General features: G+C 74.6%; 14 protein-coding genes. 8 read left to right on the forward strand and 6 right to left on the reverse strand.

Annotated elements, in window-relative coordinates; all coding sequences use genetic code 11:
- Positions 1-253: 253 nt before the first annotated feature.
- The gene (locus IE98_RS44940; RefSeq protein ID WP_052390860.1) at positions 254-877 is read left to right on the forward strand and encodes an Rv3235 family protein; all 624 of its coding nucleotides are present in this window, start codon (positions 254-256) and stop codon (positions 875-877) included.
- A 73-nt stretch (positions 878-950) separates the two neighbouring features.
- Here the strand turns inward: IE98_RS44940 and secA are convergent, their stop codons facing one another.
- Complete coding sequence (gene secA, locus IE98_RS0123485; RefSeq protein WP_030272000.1) at positions 951-3,704, reverse strand: preprotein translocase subunit SecA; 2,754 nt, start codon at positions 3,702-3,704, stop codon at positions 951-953.
- A 277-nt stretch (positions 3,705-3,981) separates the two neighbouring features.
- Here secA and IE98_RS0123490 point away from each other — a divergent pair, with 277 nt between their 5' ends.
- On the forward strand, positions 3,982-5,127 hold the full coding sequence (locus IE98_RS0123490; RefSeq protein WP_078661229.1) for a winged helix-turn-helix domain-containing protein: 1,146 nt from the start codon (positions 3,982-3,984) through the stop codon (positions 5,125-5,127).
- A 16-nt stretch (positions 5,128-5,143) separates the two neighbouring features.
- Here IE98_RS0123490 and IE98_RS0123495 read toward each other — a convergent pair whose 3' ends face one another.
- Both IE98_RS0123495 and hpf read right to left on the reverse strand, forming a co-directional pair.
- Positions 5,144-5,893 carry a response regulator transcription factor gene (locus IE98_RS0123495; protein ID WP_030272003.1) on the reverse strand — a complete coding sequence of 250 codons (750 nt, stop codon included), beginning with the start codon at positions 5,891-5,893 and terminating at the stop codon, positions 5,144-5,146.
- Positions 5,894-6,058: 165 nt separating this feature from the next.
- Positions 6,059-6,745 carry a ribosome hibernation-promoting factor, HPF/YfiA family gene (gene hpf / locus IE98_RS0123500; protein WP_030272004.1) on the reverse strand — a complete coding sequence of 229 codons (687 nt, stop codon included), beginning with the start codon at positions 6,743-6,745 and terminating at the stop codon, positions 6,059-6,061.
- 429 nt (positions 6,746-7,174) lie between these two features.
- On the opposite strand from hpf, the gene IE98_RS0123505 reads away from it, so the two are divergent.
- Positions 7,175-7,924, forward strand: coding sequence for a ComF family protein (locus IE98_RS0123505; RefSeq protein WP_052390861.1), 750 nt, complete (start codon positions 7,175-7,177; stop codon positions 7,922-7,924).
- On the opposite strand, the gene IE98_RS0123510 is transcribed toward IE98_RS0123505, so the two are convergent.
- From IE98_RS0123510 to mtrA, 3 genes are read right to left on the reverse strand one after another with little or no spacing between them, the layout of a single operon-like run.
- Positions 7,912-9,747 carry an LpqB family beta-propeller domain-containing protein gene (locus IE98_RS0123510; protein ID WP_030272006.1) on the reverse strand — a complete coding sequence of 612 codons (1,836 nt, stop codon included), beginning with the start codon at positions 9,745-9,747 and terminating at the stop codon, positions 7,912-7,914. The two genes, IE98_RS0123505 and IE98_RS0123510, sit on opposite strands and share 13 nt — an antisense overlap.
- Positions 9,737-11,824 (reverse strand): MtrAB system histidine kinase MtrB, encoded by a 2,088-nt coding sequence (gene mtrB, locus IE98_RS0123515; protein WP_420706215.1) that lies wholly within the window; start codon positions 11,822-11,824, stop codon positions 9,737-9,739. The genes IE98_RS0123510 and mtrB overlap by 11 nt, the downstream gene beginning before the upstream one ends.
- A gap of 60 nt (positions 11,825-11,884) precedes the next feature.
- A complete protein-coding gene (gene mtrA / locus IE98_RS0123520; RefSeq protein WP_030272008.1) occupies positions 11,885-12,562 on the reverse strand; it encodes an MtrAB system response regulator MtrA in 678 nt (225 codons plus the stop codon).
- Positions 12,563-12,847: 285 nt separating this feature from the next.
- On the opposite strand from mtrA, the gene IE98_RS0123525 reads away from it, so the two are divergent.
- The 5 genes from IE98_RS0123525 (at position 12,848) to IE98_RS0123545 (ending at position 18,447) form a co-directional block, all read left to right on the forward strand.
- Entirely contained in the window at positions 12,848-14,083 is a 1,236-nt protein-coding gene (locus tag IE98_RS0123525; RefSeq protein ID WP_030272009.1) for a hypothetical protein, read from the forward strand.
- Between the two features lie 28 nt (positions 14,084-14,111).
- Positions 14,112-14,771, forward strand: coding sequence for a DUF4129 domain-containing protein (locus IE98_RS0123530; protein ID WP_234443639.1), 660 nt, complete (start codon positions 14,112-14,114; stop codon positions 14,769-14,771).
- Positions 14,768-16,045: a DUF4350 domain-containing protein gene (locus IE98_RS0123535; protein WP_063748991.1), complete on the forward strand. Its 1,278-nt coding sequence runs from the start codon at positions 14,768-14,770 to the stop codon at positions 16,043-16,045. The genes IE98_RS0123530 and IE98_RS0123535 overlap by 4 nt, the downstream gene beginning before the upstream one ends.
- Positions 16,042-17,067: an AAA family ATPase gene (locus IE98_RS0123540; protein ID WP_030272014.1), complete on the forward strand. Its 1,026-nt coding sequence runs from the start codon at positions 16,042-16,044 to the stop codon at positions 17,065-17,067. The genes IE98_RS0123535 and IE98_RS0123540 overlap by 4 nt, the downstream gene beginning before the upstream one ends.
- Positions 17,068-17,136: 69 nt before the next feature.
- Positions 17,137-18,447, forward strand: coding sequence for a DUF58 domain-containing protein (locus tag IE98_RS0123545; protein ID WP_030272016.1), 1,311 nt, complete (start codon positions 17,137-17,139; stop codon positions 18,445-18,447).
- Positions 18,448-18,973 lie beyond the last annotated feature (526 nt).

Consider the following 18,973-nt stretch of genomic DNA (forward strand, 5'->3'; position numbering starts at 1 on the left):
CCCGGCCGCCGCCCGGCGAGGATTCCCCGCGTCGCGGCCGTACTCCTTCGTGCACCGTCGGACCTTCCCGCACGTCAACCGGCTGCGCCGCGGGGCGGCCCGGCCAGCCCGGCAGCACGGGCCGCATCACCCGGATAGGTGACACCGCGGCGATCCTCCGGCCCGCACCGCAGCGGCCTTGAGCGGCGCCGCGGGCGGTCGATAGCCACTACAGCGGCACCCCGCCGGAACCAGCCCGACAGGAGGTCGGCCGATGGCCGAGCACTGCAGCACCGCCCCCGCCCCCGCCGTGCAGCACGCCGCGCAGCCGACCGCGGGCGGTGCCGCGCTGCCGTTGGTCCGGCCGCTGGTGCAGGGGCCCGGGCGGGTGCAGCCGCGGCGGCCCGTCCGCCACCCGCACCCGGGCCGGCACGCGGCCGCCCCGCACGCCGGAGCGCCGCACCAGGGCACCGCGCAGCCGGGCACTGCGCACACCGGCCCCACGCACCCCGGCACCGGGGAGCCGCGCCCGCCGCGCCGTCCGCGGGCGGAGTGCGCGCCCTCCCGCGGGGCCGGGCAGGGCGACCTGGCGGTCCGCTTCGCGCACCGGCTGGTGGAGGTGCTGACGGGGAACCGCCCGGTCGGACAGTTGCAGCGGCACACCACGCTGCAGGGCTACCAGCAGCTCGCCGCACTCGTCCGGACGGGCCCGCTGCGGCCGCGCGGGCGCGCCCCGCAGACCCGGCTGGGCCGGGTGTACGACTCGGCGCCGGCGCCGGGCGCGCTGGAGGTGTGCGTCCGGGTGGAGTTCGGTCCGCGCCACCACATGGTGGCCTTCCGGCTGGAGCGGCACCGGCGGACGGAGCAGTGGCAGTGCGCGGCGGTGGACGCCCGCTGACCGCGGCCGCCCCGGGAACGCCGCAGGGCGCCGCCCCCGGTCGGGGTGCGGCGCCCTGCGGTCGCGCTGCGGGTCAGCCCTTGCGGCGCCGGCCGCGGCCGGCGGCCTTGGCGGCGCGGCGGCGCTCGGCGCGGGTCAGGCCGTCGCCCTCGTCGGCCCCGGCGTCGTCGAAGTCGCCCTCGATGACGGTGTCGTCACCGTCGACGGTCGGCGCGGTGTAGTGCAGCCGCTGGCGGGCCGGGGCCTCCAGGCCCTTGGCCTTGATCTCCGGGCGGGCGTCGGCCTTCTCCAGGACGACGGCGTCCTCGGCGACCGGGACCTCCTCGACCTGCTGCTCGACCTGGACCTCCAGGTTGAACAGGTAGCCGACGGACTCCTCCTTGATGCCCTCCATCATGGCGGAGAACATGTCGTAGCCCTCGCGCTGGTACTCGACCAGCGGGTCGCGCTGGGCGTAGGCGCGCAGCGCGATGCCCTCCTGGAGGTAGTCCATCTCGTAGAGGTGCTCGCGCCAGCGGCGGTCCAGGACGGACAGCACCACGCGGCGCTCCAGCTCGCGCATGATCTGCTCGCCGAGCTGGTCCTCGCGGCGGCCGTAGGCGCCCTGGACGTCCTCCTGGATCGACTGGGTGAGGAACTCGGGGGTCAGCCCGGCGGTGCCGCCGGCCTCCTCCTCCAGCTCCTCCAGGTCGAGGCCGACCGGGTACAGCTGCCTGAGGGCCGTCCAGAGCTTCTCGAGGTCCCAGTCGTCCTCGAAGCCCTCGCCGGTGGCGGCGGTGACGTAGGCCTCGACGGTGTCGTCCATGAAGTGGCCGACCTGCTCCTGCAGGTCCTCGCCCTCCAGGACGCGGCGGCGCTCGCCGTAGATGACCTCGCGCTGGCGGTTGAGGACCTCGTCGTACTTGAGGACGTTCTTGCGGATCTCGAAGTTCTGCTGCTCGACCTGGGTCTGCGCGGAGGCGATGGCGCGGGTGACCATCTTCGACTCGATCGGCACGTCCTCGGGCACGTTCGCCATCGACAGGACGCGCTCGACCATGCCGGCCTTGAACAGGCGCATCAGGTCGTCGCCGAGCGACAGGTAGAAGCGGGACTCGCCGGGGTCGCCCTGGCGGCCGGAGCGGCCGCGCAGCTGGTTGTCGATCCGGCGGGACTCGTGGCGCTCGGTGCCCAGCACGTACAGGCCGCCGAGCTCCTGGACCTCCTCCTGCTCGGCCTTGACGGCCTCCTTGGCCTTGTCCAGGGCGCTCGGGAAGGCGGCCTCGTACTCCTCCGGGGTGTCCTCCGGGGTGATGCCGCGCTGGGCGAGCTCGGCGGCGGCCAGGTGCTCGGCGTTGCCGCCGAGCATGATGTCGGTGCCGCGGCCGGCCATGTTGGTGGCGACGGTGACGGCGCCCTTGCGGCCGGCCTGCGCGACGATCTGCGCCTCGCGCTCGTGGTGCTTGGCGTTCAGCACCTCGTGCGGGATGCCGCGCTTGCGCAGCTCCTGGGAGAGGTACTCGGACTTCTCGACCGAGACGGTGCCGACCAGGACGGGCTGGCCCTTCTCGTGCTTCTCGGCGATGTCCTCGACCACCGCGGCGAACTTCGCCGGCTCCGACTTGTAGATCAGGTCGGGCTGGTCGATGCGGCGCGGCGTCTTGTTGGTGGGGATCGGCACCACGCCGAGCTTGTAGATCTGGTGGAACTCGGCGGCCTCGGTGGTGCCCGTACCGGTCATGCCGGAGAGCTTGTCGTAGAGGCGGAAGAAGTTCTGCAGGGTGATGGTGGCCAGTGTCTGGTTCTCGTTCTGGACCTCCACCCCCTCCTTGGCCTCGATCGCCTGGTGCATGCCCTCGTTGTAGCGGCGGCCCGCCAGGATGCGGCCGGTGTGCTCGTCGACGATCATGACCTCGCCGTTGATGACGACGTAGTCCTTGTCGATCTTGTAGAGCTCCTTGGCCTTGATGGCGTTGTTGAGGAAGCCCACCAGCGGGGTGTTCACCGACTCGTAGAGGTTGTCGATGCCGAGGTAGTCCTCGACCCGGCCGACGCCGTCCTCCAGGATGCCGACGGTGCGCTTCTTCTCGTCGACCTCGTAGTCGCGGTCGCGCTTGAGGCGCTGCACCAGCTTGGCGAAGTCGTTGTACCACTTGGTGGCCTGGTCGGCCGGGCCGGAGATGATCAGCGGGGTGCGGGCCTCGTCGATCAGGATCGAGTCGACCTCGTCGACGATCGCGAAGTTGTGGCCGCGCTGGACGAGCTCGTCCTGCGACCACGCCATGTTGTCGCGCAGGTAGTCGAAGCCGAACTCGTTGTTCGTGCCGTACGTGATGTCCATCCCGTACTGGCGCTTGCGCTCGGCGGGCGACATGTTCGCCAGGATCACGCCGACCTCGAGGCCGAGGAAGCGGTGCACCCGGCCCATCCACTCCGAGTCGCGCTCGGCGAGGTAGTCGTTGACGGTGATCAGGTGCACGCCCTTGCCGGTGAGCGCGTTGAGGTACGCGGGCAGGGTGCCGACCAGGGTCTTGCCCTCGCCGGTGCGCATCTCGGCGACGAAGCCGAAGTGCAGCGCGGCGCCGCCCATGATCTGGACGTCGTAGTGGCGCTGGCCCAGCACGCGCTTGGCCGCCTCGCGGACGGTCGCGAAGGCCTCGGGCATGATGTCGTCCAGGCTCTCGCCCTCGGCGATGCGGGCCTTGTACTCGTCGGTCAGCGCACGGAGCTCGTCGTCGGTGAGGTTGACGAAGTCCTCTTCGATCGAGTTGACCTGGGCGGCAATCCGCTGCAGCTTGCGAAGGATCTTTCCTTCGCCTGCGCGCAGGATCTTGTCGAAGACGGACACGTGAGCGGGCTCCTTGCCTGGATCGGCTCTGGACGACAGTCGGCGAGACCTACCCCACCGTACGGGCCATCGTATGCGAGGAGGCCAAGCCGCCGGGAGGTCCGTCAGCACGGTATTCCTGTGTCACCCGCAGGGGCAAAGCACTGTGAAGCACCGGCCCCGGGGCAAATCGGTCACCGCGCCCCCTCCCCCTCGTCAACCCCCGGCGGCCCCCCCGGGTTCCCGGGGCCTCCCGGCGGCCCGTCCGTTGTCGGTGGCAGGGCCTACGCTGCCCGGCATGACCGTCATGCTCTCCGCCGACCAGGCACGCCGGATCGCCCTTCGTGCCCAGGGGTTCCTGGGCGCCCCGGACCGCCGCGGCGGGGTGCACGGGGTGCTGCGGCGCCTGGGCGCCGTCCAGCTGGACACCATCTCGGTGCTGGCCCGGTCGCACGAGCTGGTCCCCTACGCCCGGCTCGGCGCGGTGGGCCGTCCCGCGGTCGAGGGCGCCTACTGGGGGTCGGAGACGACCTTCGAGTACTGGTCGCACGCGGCCTGCATCCTGCCGATGGAGGAGTGGCCGCTGTTCGCGTTCCGCCGCCGCGCCTACCGGGACCGCGGCAACCTCTGGGGCCACCAGGTCTCCCCGGAGACGTACCGGTCGGTGCTGGACCGGCTGCGCGCCGAGGGGCCGCTCACCTCGACCGGCCTGGGCGGCGCGAAGCGCACCGCGGAGTGGTGGGACTGGTCCGACACCAAGATCGCGGTCGAGCGGGCGCTCGCCTTCGGCGACGTGGTCTGCACCGAGCGGCGCGGCTGGAAGCGGGTCTACGAGGCCGCCGAGCGGGCCGTGCCGGCGGAGCTGTTCGAGCTGGACCTGCCGGACGAGGAGTGCCTGCGGCGGCTGGTCGCGCAGGCGGGCGCCGCCCTCGGGGTGGCCACCCGGGCCGACCTGATGGACCACCACCGCCTCAAGGGCGCGCAGGTCGACGCGGCGATCGAGGCGTCCGGGCTGGTGCCGGTGCAGGTCGAGGGCTGGCCGGCGGCGGCCTGGGCCGATCCGGCGGCGCTGGCCTCCGAGCCGCGCGGGCGGCACCGCACCACGCTGCTCTCGCCGTTCGACTCACTGATCTGGGACCGCGCCCGCACCGAGCGGATCTTCGGCATGTCGCACCGCCTGGAGGCGTACACGCCGAAGCACAAGCGGGTGCACGGCTACTTCGCGATGCCGCTGCTGGCCGGCGGCCGGCTGGTCGGCCGGGTCGACCCGGCACGCGAGGGCCGCACCCTGGTGGCCCGTCAGGTCTCGCTGGAGGGGCCCGCGTACGTGCCGCACCTCGCCGAGGCGCTGCGCGAGGCGGCGTCCTGGGTCGGGTGCGACGCGGTCCGGGTGGAGCTGCTCGCGGACGAGCGGCTGCGCCCGGCCCTGGAGGCGCTGCTGTGAGGCCGGCGGCCGGCCCTCAGCCTATTTCGAGGATCTTCTCGCGCATCGCGTAGACCACGGCCTCCATCCGGGAGTGCAGCTGCAGCTTCTCCAGGATGTTGCGGACGTGGTTCTTCACGGTGTTCTCGCTGATGAAGAGCTCCTTGGCGATCTCCCGGTTGTTCATCCCGGTCGCCACCAGCTTGAGCACCTCCAGCTCCCGGTCGGTGAGCCGCGGCGCCGGCACCAACTCCCGGTCGTCGGAACGGCGCTGGATCATCGACTTGAACTCGGTGAGCAGCTTGGCCGCCATCGAGGGGCTGATCTGCGACTGGCCGTCGGCGACCGCGCGGATCGCGGTGGCCACCTCGTCGGTGGAGATCTCCTTGAGCAGGTAGCCGGTGGCGCCCGCCTTGATCGCCTCGTAGAGGTCGGCCTCCTCGTCGCTGATCGTCAGCATGATGATCTTCGCGCTGGGCACCACGTCCTTGATCGCGGTGCAGGCCTCGATCCCGCTGCGGCGGGGCATCCGGACGTCCATGAGGATGATGTCCGGCAGCAGGTCGGCGGCCTTGAGCACGGCCTCCGCACCGTCCCCCGCCTCGCCGATGACCCGGATGTCCTCCTCCTCGGCCAGCACGATCTCCAGGCCGCGTCGGAAGAGCGCGTGGTCGTCGACGACCAGCACCCGGATCGGTTCTCCGCGATGGCCGCCGTAGCCCGGCGGACCGTCCGGTCCGCCGTCCGCACCCAGGCCATGCGCCCCCCGGCCGATGGGCTCGCCCATCCGCTCCTCCCCCCGGTCGCCGGTCGATGTCGGCTCCATCATTCCATGACCGCAGGGGCGTTGATCACCCTCCGACACCGGACCGCCCAGCTGGGTGACCCCGGCGGCGCGGGCCGCCGGGGTCACCCGGTCGATCGATCTCCCGTTACGGCCGACGGGACGGGATCAGTCCTCGTCGAGCGCGTTGATCGCGCCGCCGGCGCCTCCGCCGATCGCCGTAGCGTCCTCCTTCAGGTGGATGACGCCGTAGTGGTAGCCGTGCCGGCGGTACACCACGCTCGGCAGGCCGCTGTCCTTCTCCACGAACAGGAAGAAGTCGTGGCCGACGAGTTCCATCTCGTACAGCGCCTGGTCCAGCGACATCGGTGCTGCGGGGTGCGTCTTCTCGCGGACGACGAGGGGTCCGTCGCCCTCCACCTCCAGCGATCCCATCATGGTCTTGCGGGCCGTCCCGTTGACCGGGCTCTCGGTCTGCTCCGTCGCGGGCAGGTTGGCCAGTGCGGCCGTTGCCGCGGCGACGCTGACGGGGGTGCGGCCGTTGCCGCCCTTGTGCACCCGGCGCCGGTCCGCGGACTTGCGGAGCTGGGCGTCGAGCTTCGCCGAAGCCAGGTCCAGCGCCGCGTACGGGTCGCTCGCGGCGGCCTCCGCCCGGATCACCGGGCCGCGGGTACGGAGGGTGATCTCCACCCGCTCGGACCGGTCGGCCTGCCGCGGGTTGTGCTCCTTGGACACCTCGACGTCGAGGCTGATCACCTTGCCGTCGAACTTCTGGACCTTCTCCAGCTTCTCGGCCACGTGCTCGCGGAACCTCTTGGGCACCTCGGTCTTGCGGCCCTTGACGACGATGTCCACGCAGAACTCCGATCCCTTGTGCTGTCGCCGATCCGGAACGCACCCGGACCGGACTGAGACCCAGCCGGACCAGCCAGTCCGCCACCAGCCCCCCACCTTCGCCGGGAGCGGCGAACCCGACTGGCCCTCACCTCACTTCCTCCCCACCAGGAGCGCTTGAAACCCCCCGTGTGCCTTATGGAACACCTCGCTCGGGGTTTCCGCCTCCCCAGTCGAACACCGTGGAGACACCGGACTGGCCGTACGACTGTCACCCTCTGTTTACCTTCCATGGAGTGAAACAAGGGTGAACGGCTGGACAACACGCGCCGGGCCGCCCACCGTATGGCCCAGTCCCCCACCCGGCAAGGGTCCGTACGGCACTCCCGGCCGGGCCGGATGCCCCGTTCGTGCACGTCGTCCGTGCCCCGCGCGCCCCGGGAGGCGGCCGTGACCGCACCGTTCACCACAGGCCTCCTCGGCACCGGCCTGCTCGACCTGCTGCTGCCCGCCCGGTGCGCCGGCTGCGGCGGCCCAGGCGGGCAGCTCTGCCCGGCCTGCCGGGTCCGGCTGACCTGCACCGCTGCCGGCCCGGTCGAGCGCCGGCCGGCGCCGCCGGGCCTGCCGCCGCTGCACGCGGCCGCGCCGTACGCCGGGCCGGTGCGGAGCCTGCTGATCGCCCACAAGGAGCGCGGTGCGCTGCGGCTCGCCGGGCCGCTCGGATCGGCGCTCGCCGCGGCCGTGCGCTCCGCGGTCGTGGCGGGCGCCCCGGGTGCGCCCGGCGCACTCCTGCTGGTGCCGGTGCCCTCGGCGCGCGGCGCCGTCCGGGCCCGCGGCCACGACCCGATGCTGCGGCTCGCCCGGGCGGCCGCCCGGGACCTGCGCAGGTCGGGCGTCCCGGCCCGGGCGGTGGCGGTGCTGCGGCACGTCCGGCCGGTCGCGGACCAGGCCGGGCTGTCCGCGGCCGACCGGCACCGCAACCTGCACGGGGCGCTGGCGGTGCCGCCGCGCCGGGCCGCCCTGCTGCACGGCCGGACGCCGGTGCTGGTCGACGACCTGGTGACCACCGGCGCGAGCCTGGCCGAGGCGGCGCGGGCGCTGCGGGCGGCCGGCTGCCCGCCGTTCGCCGCGGCGGCGGTGGCCTCGACGCCCCGCCGGTCGGCCGGGCCGGGCCCGGCCGACCGGTCTCAGCCCGGGTAGCCGAACGAGGCGGCCGGGTGCCCCTGCAGCGCGATCTCGCGCCACTGGTTGCCCTGCAGCCGGAAGATCCGGTGGTCGGTGGAGTAGGCGATCACCGGCGGCACGCTCTCCCCCGTGCGGCTCTCCGAGGCGGACACGGTGGTCATCGACTCGCCGCCCTGCAGCGGGGAGTCGGCGGCCTGCGAGCCGTCGGTGCCCACGTAGTTGAGCAGCTGCAGCTTGCCCTGCTCCTTGCCGAGCACCAGCAGCTGGTCGGCGTCCGCCCAGGACACCGAGGCGACGTCGGTCAGCAGCGGGGCGACCGGCCGCAGGCCGGTGACCCGCACCCGCGGCGATCCCGCCGTGCCCTCGTGCACCACCAGGCCGATCTGCAGCGAGCGCCGGCCGGCGCCGTCCTTGAGCACCAGGGCGATCCGGGTGCCGTCGGAGGAGATCCGCGCGTCCTGGACGGTGCGGTCCGCCAGGCCGTCGACCTGGGCGGCGACGGACTTGCGGTCGCGGACCAGGTAGAGCTGCGGCGCGGCCGGGTCGCGGTCGACCACCCAGAGGTTGTGCCGGCCGTCCCAGCTGGGCGAGGCGAGGCCCTGGCCGGGCTGGGTGCCGCGGCTGCTGACCACCGGGTCGCCGAGCTTGTCGCCGTCGCCGAAGCCCGTGACGTACAGCGAGCGGCCGTCGGCACCGAGCGCGGCGGCGCCGGAGCCGTCGCGGCGGACGGCGACCTCGCCGATCCGCGGCTGGGCGCCGGACTGGCCGAGCGGCCCGGCCACCGGCCGGCCCGGCCCCTCGCCCTGGAGCAGCAGCAGCTGCCCGGTGTCGAGCTGGTAGTACGGCGAGGCCCCGGCGGAGCCGGCCAGCCGGCCGGGGGCGGAGTCGGCGGCCTCGGCGGCCGACACCGAGCAGCCGCCCTTGCCGCCGGACAGGTCGACCCGGTCCAGCTGGGCCTTGCCCTGCTGGTCGGCCAGGGTGTGGAAGAGCTGGGTCGCCATCTGCTTGCAGGTGCTCTGCCGGCCGCCGAAGTCGCTGACGTCGACCCGCACCGCGGCGGCCCGGCTGTCGTTGACGGTGACCGCGCCCTCGATGTGCACGCCCTCGAAGGCCGAGTAGACGGCCGGGGCCAGCCACTGCGAGGGCCCGGCCGCGAGTGCCTTGGCGGCGGCGGTCAGCGGGTCGGTGCGGCGGCGCAGGTAGATCGGGTCGGGCACCATGACGGGCGGCGTGGCGCCGTCCGCCGAGGGGTCGGAGGAGACGTAGAAGTAGCGGTGGACGGCCCGGTAGGAGTTGCGGAAGTTGGTCTGGTCGACGATCAGGCCGTCCGGCAGCCGGTCGATCCGCCACTCGCCCTTGTCCGGGCCCTCGCTCTCCTTCACGAAGGTGAACTGCTGCCGGTACGCCTCGTCGGAGACCACCCGGTAGGAGTGGTCCTCGTCGAGTTCGGCGACCTTGCTGCCGCTCACCGTGATGGTGGTGGTCTCCGCGGCGGCCACCGTCTGGTCGCGGTGCGGGGTGGCGGAGAGCACGGCGACGCCGGCCTGCGGGTTCCAGCGCTTGCCGGCCGAGGCCGTCAGGTACTTGAGCGCGGTCTCGTAGTCCTTGGCCTCGTCCGCGCTGGACGCGGCCAGGAAGCCGGCCAGCAGGTCCCGCGGGTCCTCGCCCTTGTGCGGGGGCACCGGGAAGACCCGGACCTGGAGGTTCTCCGCGCCGGAGCCCTGCGGGATCTCGACCCGCTCCGGCGGGCCGTCCGAGGGCATCGCCGCGCAGCCCGCGGCGAGCAGGACGGCGAGGCCGGCGCAGACGGCCCGGGCGGAGCGCAGGTCAGCCCTCACGCTGGTCGTCGTCCTTCGCACGCTGGGGCCTCCGGGTGTCGGCGGTGTCCGGGCTCTCCTGGGGCGGCAGCGCCGGACGTCCGGGCCCGCGGTCGACGACGACCTGGGCCCCGGTGGCACCGTACCCCGCGGCCACGGTGCGGACGTCCGAGGGGTCGGCGACCGGGGCGGCCTGCGGCCGGCCCAGCCCGGGGCCGAGCGAGAGCACGCCGCCGAGGCCGCTGCCGAAGCCGGTCTGGCCGCCCTCGGGGGTCTCCGGCGTCTCGGGGGCGTCCTGGTCGGCCGCGTCGGTCGCGGTGAGCGCGGTCGCGCCGCCGGGGCGGACGGCCCGGCGGTAGGGCGCGCCGGGGGAGGCGAGGCCGCGGTTGTGGCGCGAGTCCTCCGGCTCCAGCCGGAACGGCGCCCGGCTGATGTCGCCGCCGCGGGTGCGCGGCAGGGTCAGCCGGAAGTGCGAGCCGCCGCCCGGCTCGCCCCAGGCCTGCAGCCAGCCGCCGTGCAGGTGGGCGTCCTCGACGGCGATGGACAGGCCGAGGCCGGTGCCGCCGGTGGTGCGCACCCGGGACGGGTCGGCGCGCCAGAAGCGGTGGAACACCCGGGAGGCCTCGCCCGGCTTGAGGCCGATGCCGTAGTCGCGGACGCCGACCGCGACCGCGCCCTCGCCGGTGCCGAGCCGGACGACGACGTCGCGGCCCTCGCCGTGCTCCAGCGCGTTGACCACCAGGTTGCGCAGGATGCGCTCGATCCGGCGGGAGTCGACCTCGGCGACGACCGGCTTCTCGGCGCCGCGGACGATCACCGCGCTGCCCTTGGCCTGCGCGAGCGGGTCCGCGGCCTCGACCACCCGGGTCACGATCTCCCGCAGGTCGACCGGTTCGGCGTCGAGGATCGCGGCGCCGGCGTCGAAGCGGCTGATCTCCAGCAGGTCGGCGAGCAGCGACTCGAAGCGGTCCAGCTGGTCCTGCAGCAGCTCGGCGGAGCGGGCGGCCATCGGGTCGAGGTCGTCGCGGCTGTCGTAGATGAGGTCGGCGGCCATCCGCACGGTGGTGAGCGGGGTGCGCAGCTCGTGCGAGACGTCGGAGACGAAGCGGCGCTGGACGCGGGAGAGCTCCTCCAGCTGCCGGATCTGCGTCTGCAGGGCGTTGGCCATCCGGTTGAAGGACTCGCCGAGGCGGGCGATGTCGTCCGTGCCGGTCACCTTCATCCGCTCCTCCAGGTGGCCGGCGGCCAGCCTGGCGGAGATCCCGGCGGCCATCCGGACGGGCGTCACGACCTGGCGGACGACCAGCCAGGCGATGCCGCCGAGCAGGATGACCACGAAGACGCCGGCGGTCGCCAGGGTGCCGGTGACCAGGCCGAGGGTCTTGGTCTCCTGGCCGAAGGAGAAGACGTAGTAGAGCTGGTACGGGGTGCCGTCGGGGCCGGTGAACTGCTTGCCGATGACGAGCCCGGGCTCGTTGTACGAGGGGCTGCCGTCGTCGGTGGAGCGCTGGATCTCGGTGGTCTGCTGGTGCGGGGTGCCGGGCTCGGCGGCGACCTCGTCGCGCAGGTCCTGGCTGATCGAGTCCGGGACGATGTTGCCGGAGTACCAGGCGCCGCGCAGGGCGGCGCTGGGGGCGCTCTCCTGCTGGCCGGTGGAGGGCACCAGGGCGATCACCGAGTAGACGCCGGTGCCGCCGCTGGCGAGGTCGGAGACCTGCTTGATCAGCCAGGTGCCGACCTCGTCCCGCGAGGGGTCGCTGCCGGTGCTGCCGGCCTTGGCCTGCAGGTTGATCGCCTCGTTGATCTTGTCCTGCTCGATCTGGAAGCCGCCCAGCGCCTGGCCCTGTGCCGCGTGCTTCTTGGTGTCCAGCAGGCCGGTGCGCACCTGGGCGACCACGACCACGCCGAGCACCAGCACGACGACGACGGAGAGCATCAGCGTGGCGGCGACCACGCGCAGCTGGATGGAGCGGCGGTACAGCGCGATCAGGCGCCGCACCGGCCGCCGGAACTGACGGATCACCTGGGCGCAGAAGGCGGCCGGGCCGCGGCGGCGCCGCCGGCCCTCGGTCGTCGAACTCAGCACGCTCCCGCGCACAGCAGCCTCCCCGCCGGCATCGGTGCCCGACGGGGAGTCGTCAGCCTCGTACTGCACCACTTAGCTGGGCCCCGCCTTGTAGCCGACGCCACGCACGGTGACCACGATCTCCGGACGCTCCGGATCCTTCTCGATCTTGGAGCGGAGCCGCTGGACGTGCACGTTCACCAGACGGGTGTCGGCGGCGTGCCGGTAGCCCCAGACCTGCTCCAGCAGCACCTCACGGGTGAACACCTGCCAGGGCTTGCGGGCGAGCGCGACCAGCAGGTCGAACTCCAGCGGGGTCAGCGGGATGCCGCGGCCGTCCCGCTTCACCGAGTGGCCGGCCACGTCGATGACGAGGTCGCCTATGGTCAGCTGCTCCGGGGTGGGCTCCTCGGCACGGCGCAGTCGCGCGCGCACCCGGGCCACCAGCTCCTTGGGCTTGAACGGCTTGGTGACGTAGTCGTCGGCCCCGGACTCCAGGCCCACGACGATGTCCACCGTGTCCGTCTTCGCGGTCAGCATCACGATCGGGATGCCGGACTCGGAGCGGATCTGGCGGCAGACGTCGATGCCGTCCCGCCCCGGCAGCATCAGGTCGAGCAGCACGAGGTCGGGCTTGGTCTCCCGGAACGCGGCTAGTGCCTTGTCCCCGTCGGCGACGAAAAACGGCTCGAAACCCTCACCACGCAGCACGATGCCGAGCATCTCGGCCAGTGCGGTGTCGTCATCGACGACGAGGACGCGTCCCTTCATGACTCCATCTTCTCATTACCCGATTGTGACCTGCCCCACAGCCCGGTCCGGGAGTCCGGCGCGGGTGCTCCGGCGACCCGTCGGGGCACCGTCGGACCGCGGGCCGGGGCCGTGCGCGCCGACCGTTGTCGATCAGCAACGGGATACCCCTGGGGCCGTTGCCGCCACCATGGCACGATGGGCGGCGCAGCAGCGGATTCCGGCCGTGGCCGTACCCGGTCCGACCGACCCGGACGTCCGGGCCCGGGGCCACGGAGCCCGCGGACCGTAGGACAAGGAGCCTTGATGACCGACACCCCGGGCTGGGCATCGCCCGGTTCGCCCGAACCGCCCCGTGACGACGTCCGGCCTGCGGCCGGTCCACCGTCCGGCGCCGTCGGCGACGCCGCGGGCGGTCCCGGTCCGTACGGCGGAGCGTACGGCAGCATTCCCCACCAGGGCCAGAGCGGCGGCGCCCCCGGTCCGGACCAGTACGGCGCGGCCCCCGGCCCCGGCGGGTACGGAGGCGGCCCCGGCCCGTACGGCGGTGCTCCCGGCGGCCCGGGCCAGTACGGGGGCTGGGGCGTGCCGCTGAGCCCCAAGCCGGGTGTCGTCCCGCTGCGTCCGCTGGGCGTCGGCGAGATCCTCGACGGCGCGGTCACCACCGTGCGCCGGCACTGGCGCTCCGCCCTCGGCCTCTCGCTCGGCCTGGCCGCGCTGCAGCAGCTGCTGTCGGCCCTCGGCCAGTGGTGGGCGTACGAGCGGCCGGGCGACGTCACCGAGATCGTGGCGCTCCTCGCCCCGGTGCCGCTGGACGTGCTGATCGGCGTCGTCGCGATCGGCATGCTGACCATGGTGGTGAGCAAGGCCGTGCTGGGGCAGCCGGTGGCCCTGCGGGAGGCCTGGCAGGCCGCCCGGCCGCGGCTCGCCGCGCTGACCGGTCTCACCCTGCTGACCGGTCTGATCGCCGCCGCACCGTTCGTCCCCGGCTTCGCGCTGCTGGTGGTGGGGATCCTCGACGACCTCAACGATCCGATGCTCGCCCTCGGCCTGATCCTGCTGCTCGCGGCCCTGCCGCTGGCACTCTGGCTGACGATCGGGCTCAGCCTCGCCGCGCCCGCCCTCGTCCTGGAGCAGCAGGGCGTGCTCGCCGCGATGGCCCGCTCCCGGCGGCTGGTGCGCGGCTCGTGGTGGCGGCTGTTCGGCATCAACGTGCTCACACGGGTGCTGATGGGCGTCGCCTCCAGCATGATCCTGATGCCGTTCTCGATCGCCGCGGTGGCGGTCTCCGGCGACCTCGTCGGCACCGCCGACACCCCGATGTCGGTGGCGCTGCCGCCGCTCGGCCTGCTGATCGTCGCGATCGGAGGCACGATCGTCGCGACCTTCACCATCCCGCTCGGCGCGGCCGTCAACGTGCTGCTCTACATCGACCAGCGGATCCGCCGCGAGGCCCTGGACATCGAGCTGGCCCGCGCCGCCGGCCTGCCCGAGTACGGCTCGGCCGGCTGGTCCGGGCAGCCGACTCCCCCCGGGGTCTGAGCCGATGCCGCACTGGGGGGTGGGGGGCGTGCCGACGCGCCTCCTCGCGGACGGCGCTCCGGTCACCGTCCCGCGCGGGCCGGCCCGGGACGCCGCCCGCGACGAGCTGCTGAACCCGGCCTACCACCGGCACGACCCGAGCCTGGTGCAGCGCGCCACGGCCTGGCTGGACGACCGGATCGGCGAGCTGTTCGGGAAGGTCGGCGAGTCCGTGGCGGGCACCGGCACCGGCATCGTGCTGGCCGTGCTGCTGGCCGCAATCGTGGTCGCCGCCGTCTGGTGGCGGCTCGGCGCTCCGCGCCGCGAGGCCCGCAGCGGCGCTGCACTGTTCGCGCACCGCGGCCCGCGCACCGCCGACCAGCACCGCGCCGAGGCCGCCGCGCACGCCGCCGCCGGGGACTGGCCGCAGGCCGTCCGCGAGCAGATGCGCGCCCTGGTGCGGGCCCTGGAGGAACGGACGGTGCTGGACGTCCGGCCCGGCCGCACCGCCGACGAGGCCGCCGCGGAGGCCGGCCGCACCCTGCCCGACCACGCCGCGGCCCTCACCGCCGCCGCCCGCACCTTCGACGACGTCGTGTACGGCGAGCGCACCGCCGACCGGGCCGCCTACGACGGCCTGCTCGCGCTCGACCGCGCCCTCGGCGCGGCCCGTCCGGTGCTCGTCCCGACCGGCGGAGCCGCCGTATGACCACTGCACCGCCCGCCCCCGCCCCGGCCGAGCCGTCCGCGACCGCCGCCGCAGCACCGGAGGACGCCGCCGCCGCGGCCGCCCCGGCGACCAGCCTCGCCGTACCGGCCCGCCGGCGCTGGCGCCGGGCCCGCTGGTACCTGCTGGCCGCCGCCCTGCTCGTCCTGGTCGGCCTGCTCGTCGGCGGACTCGGCGGCGCCAGCACCTGGCCGCCGCTCGACCCGCGCTCCCCCGACCCGGACGGCGCCCGCGCCCTCGTCCGCCTGCTGGAGCGGCAGGGCGTCACCGTCCGCACCGCCACCGGCGAGTCGGACCTGGCCGCCGCCCTGTCCGCCCCCGACACCACCGTGGTGCTGCCCGACCCCTACCTGCTCGACCGGGCCGCGCTGGACCGGCTGGCCGCTGCCCGCGGCCCCGCCGGCCGGCTCGTCCTGCTCGCCCCGGACGACGCCCAGCTGGCCGTCCTCGCCCCCGACGTCCGCACCGCGACCGCCACCGACGGGCTGCCCGACTACGCCGCCGAGCAGTCCACCGAGCCCGCCTGCGACCTGCCCGAGGCGACCCGCGCCGGCAGCGCCGAACTCGGCGGCCTGCTCTACCTCCCGGCGTCCGGCGACACCGCCTGCTACCCGCGCCACGGCCGGCCCACCGTCGTCCTGCACACCGACGCGACCGGCCGGCAGACCGCCGTCCTCGGCACCGACCGGCCGCTCACCAACCAGCGCCTCGCCAAGGACGGCAACGCCTCCCTCGCCCTCGGCCTGCTCGGCTCCCGCCCGCACCTGGTCTGGTACCTGCCCGACTACACGAGCACCGGCGCCCCGGCCACCGCCGACCGCCGCAGCCTGCTCGACCACGTCCCGGACGGCTGGCGGTGGGCCGGCCTGCAACTGGCGGTCGCCGCCGCCCTCGCCGCCGCCTGGCGGGCCCGTCGGCTCGGCCCGGTGGTCTCCGAGGACCTGCCGGTCGTGGTCCGCGCCACCGAGACCACCGAGGGCCGCGCCCGCCTCTACCGCAGGGCGAACGCCCGCGGCCACGCCGCCGACGCGCTGCGCCGCGCCGTCCGGCACCGGCTCGCCCCGGTCCTCGGCGTCCCGGCCGCCGCCGGCGAGCCCGACCCGGCCGCCCTCTGCGCGGCCGCCGCCGGCCGCCTCGGCCGCCCGTCCGCCGACCTGCGGACGCTGCTGTACGGCGGGCCCCCCACCGACGACGCCGCACTGCTGCGGCTCTCCGACGACCTCGACGCCCTGGAAAGGCAGGTACGACAGCCGTGACCGAGCAGCCCGCTGCCAGCACGACCCTCACCAAGACCGGCGCGCCCGCCGACGCCGCACCCGGCCCCGCCGAGGTCGACGCCCGCACCGCGCTCACCGCGCTGCGCGACGAGATCGGCAAGGCCGTGGTCGGCCAGGACGCCGCCGTCACCGGCCTGGTCGTCGCCCTGCTCTGCGGCGGCCACGTGCTGCTGGAGGGCGTCCCCGGCGTCGCCAAGACCCTGCTGGTCCGCACCCTCTCCACCGCGCTCAGCCTGCAGACCAAGCGCATCCAGTTCACCCCCGACCTGATGCCCGGCGACGTCACCGGCTCCCTCGTCTACGACGCCCGCACCGCCGAGTTCTCCTTCCAGCCCGGCCCGGTCTTCACCAACCTGCTGCTCGCCGACGAGATCAACCGGACCCCGCCGAAGACCCAGGCCTCGCTGCTGGAGGCCATGGAGGAGCGCCAGGTCACCGTCGACGGCGAACCCCGCCCGCTGCCCGAGCCGTTCCTCGTCGCCGCCACCCAGAACCCGGTCGAGTACGAGGGCACCTACCCGCTGCCCGAGGCCCAGCTCGACCGCTTCCTGCTCAAGCTGGTCCTGCCGCTGCCCAACCGCGACCAGGAGTACCAGGTGCTCGCCCGGCACGCGGCCGGCTTCGACCCGCGCGACCTGGCCGCCGCCGGCGTCCGCCCCGTCGCGGGCCCGGCCCACCTCGCCGCGGCCCGCGAGGAGATCGCCAAGGTCACCGTCGCGCCCGAGGTGCTCGCCTACATCGTCGACCTGTGCCGGGCCACCCGGCAGTCCCCGTCGCTGTCCATCGGCGTCTCCCCGCGCGGCGCGACCGCCCTGCTCGGCACCTCCCGCGCCTGGGCCTGGCTGGCCGGCCGGGACTACGTCACCCCCGACGACGTCAAGGCGCTGGCCCTGCCGACCCTGCGGCACCGCATCCAGCTGCGCGCCGAGGCCGAGATGGAGGGCACCACCGCCGACTCGGTGATCCAGGCCGTGCTGTCCCAGACGCCCGCCCCGCGCTGACCCGCCCGCCCCCTCCGCCCGCACGGGCCGAGGGGGCCCGACACCCCCGCACACCGAGGAGTCCCACCCATGGCCCTGACCGGCCGCACCGCCCTGCTCGCCGCGCTCGGCGCGCTCGTCGTCGGCCTGGTCGCCCCCTCCTGGGCGGGGATCGGCACCGTCACCCTCCTGCTCCTGCTGGCCGTTGCCGCCGACCTGGTGCTCGCCGCGCCCGTCCGCTCCCTGCAGCTGACCCGCGACGGCGACACCCGGGTCCGGCTCGGAGACGCCGCAGAGGTCCGACTCGCCGTCACCAATCCGGCCGGCAGGCCGCTGCGCGCCCTCGTCAGGGACGCCTGGGCGCCGTCCTCCTGGCACCCCGGAACCTCCTGGGCGAACTCCCGACACACCGTCACCGTCCCGGCCGGCGAGCGCCGCCGGCTCACCACCGTCCTCGGCCCGACCCGCCGCGGCGACCACCACGCCCACCGGGTGACGATCCGTTCCCTCGGCCCGCTCGGCCTGGCCGGCCGCCAGGGCGCCCACCGGGTGCCGTGGACGGTCCGCGCCCTGCCGCCCTTCGCCAGCCGCAAGCACCTGCCCTCCCGGCTCGCCCGGCTGCGCGAACTCGACGGCCGCACCTCGGTCCTGACCCGCGGGCAGGGCACCGAGTTCGACTCGCTGCGCGAGTACCTGCCCGGCGACGACGTCCGCTCCATCGACTGGCGGGCCAGCGCCCGCCGCAGCACCGTCGCCGTCCGCACCTGGCGCCCGGAGCGGGACCGGCACATCCTGATCGTCCTCGACACCGGCCGGGGCTCCGCCGGACGCGTCGGCGACGCCCCGCGGCTGGACGCAGCCCTCGACGCCGCACTGCTCCTCACCGCCCTCGCCACCAAGGCCGGCGACCGGGTCGACCTGCTCGCGCACGACCGGGTCCGCCGCGCCGCCGTGGTCGGCCGCTCCGCCGCCGAGGTGCTGCCCGCCTTCACCGACGCGATGACCACCCTGGAGCCCGCCCTCGTCGAGACCGACCTGCGGGCGCTCACCGCGGCCGCCCTGCGGATGTCCCCGCACCGCTCGCTGATCGTGCTGGTGACCGGCCTCGACGCGGGCGCCACCGAGGACGGACTGCTCCCCCAGCTACCGCTGCTGACCAAGCGCCACGAGGTCGTGCTGGCCTCCGTCGCCGACCCGCGGCTGGACGAGCTGGCGGCGGCCCGCGGCACCCTGGACGCCGTCTACGGCGCGGCCGCCGCCGAGCAGACCCGGGCCGACCGCCGCCGCACCGCCGAACGCCTCACCCGGCACGGCGTCACCGTCCTCGACGCACCGCCCGCGGCCCTGCCCCCGGTCCTCGCCGACACCTACCTCGCCCTCAAGGCCGCCGGCCGGCTCTGACCGGCTCTGCCCGGCTCCAGCACCAGTTCGGAGAGCGTCGCATCCACCGCTGTGGCGAACCTCGTCACGGTGGTGATCGACCGCAGCCCGGCAGGACGTGCCGTGACCACTCCGCGCGATTGACGATCCGTGGTGCCGTGCCCCGCGGATGCAGCGCCGGCCAGCACACATGGGCCTCCGGGCGAACAGCTCCGGCGCCGCGCCTCCACCACCACCGCCGGGTAAGGGAAATGACCGGGCAGCAGGTGCTCCGGACCGGATCCGCCCCCGAGGTCGCCACGGGACGCCGCCACTACCCCGACGCCGGCCCACGACACCTCGCCCTCCGCCTCGGCGGCGCCGCCCTCCAGGAGCAGTACGAGCAACTGGAACGCCCCGCGACCTCGGACCTGCACTCGGCTGACAACTCCGGTGTACGTGAATCCGGTCCGGAAATGCGAGAAGCCCCGCCCGGTGTCCCCGGGCGGGGCTTCTCAGAAGAATTGTTCGGCGGCGTCCTACTCTCCCACAGGGTCCCCCCTGCAGT

This window comes from Streptomyces sp. NRRL B-24484 (genome assembly GCF_000717715.1).
Lineage (GTDB): Bacteria > Actinomycetota > Actinomycetes > Streptomycetales > Streptomycetaceae > Kitasatospora.

Bases quoted from the DNA above. Each gene is read 5' to 3' on its own strand.
- IE98_RS44940 (WP_052390860.1), top strand. From the start codon at position 254: ATGGCCGAGCACTGCAGCACCGCCCCCGCCCCCGCCGTGCAGCACGCC.
- IE98_RS0123490 (WP_078661229.1), top strand. From the start codon at position 3,982: ATGACCGTCATGCTCTCCGCCGACCAGGCACGCCGGATCGCCCTTCGT.
- IE98_RS0123495 (WP_030272003.1), bottom strand. From the start codon at position 5,893: ATGGGCGAGCCCATCGGCCGGGGGGCGCATGGCCTGGGTGCGGACGGC.
- mtrA (WP_030272008.1), bottom strand. From the start codon at position 12,562: ATGAAGGGACGCGTCCTCGTCGTCGATGACGACACCGCACTGGCCGAG.
- IE98_RS0123525 (WP_030272009.1), top strand. From the start codon at position 12,848: ATGACCGACACCCCGGGCTGGGCATCGCCCGGTTCGCCCGAACCGCCC.
- IE98_RS0123535 (WP_063748991.1), top strand. From the start codon at position 14,768: ATGACCACTGCACCGCCCGCCCCCGCCCCGGCCGAGCCGTCCGCGACC.
- IE98_RS0123545 (WP_030272016.1), top strand. From the start codon at position 17,137: ATGGCCCTGACCGGCCGCACCGCCCTGCTCGCCGCGCTCGGCGCGCTC.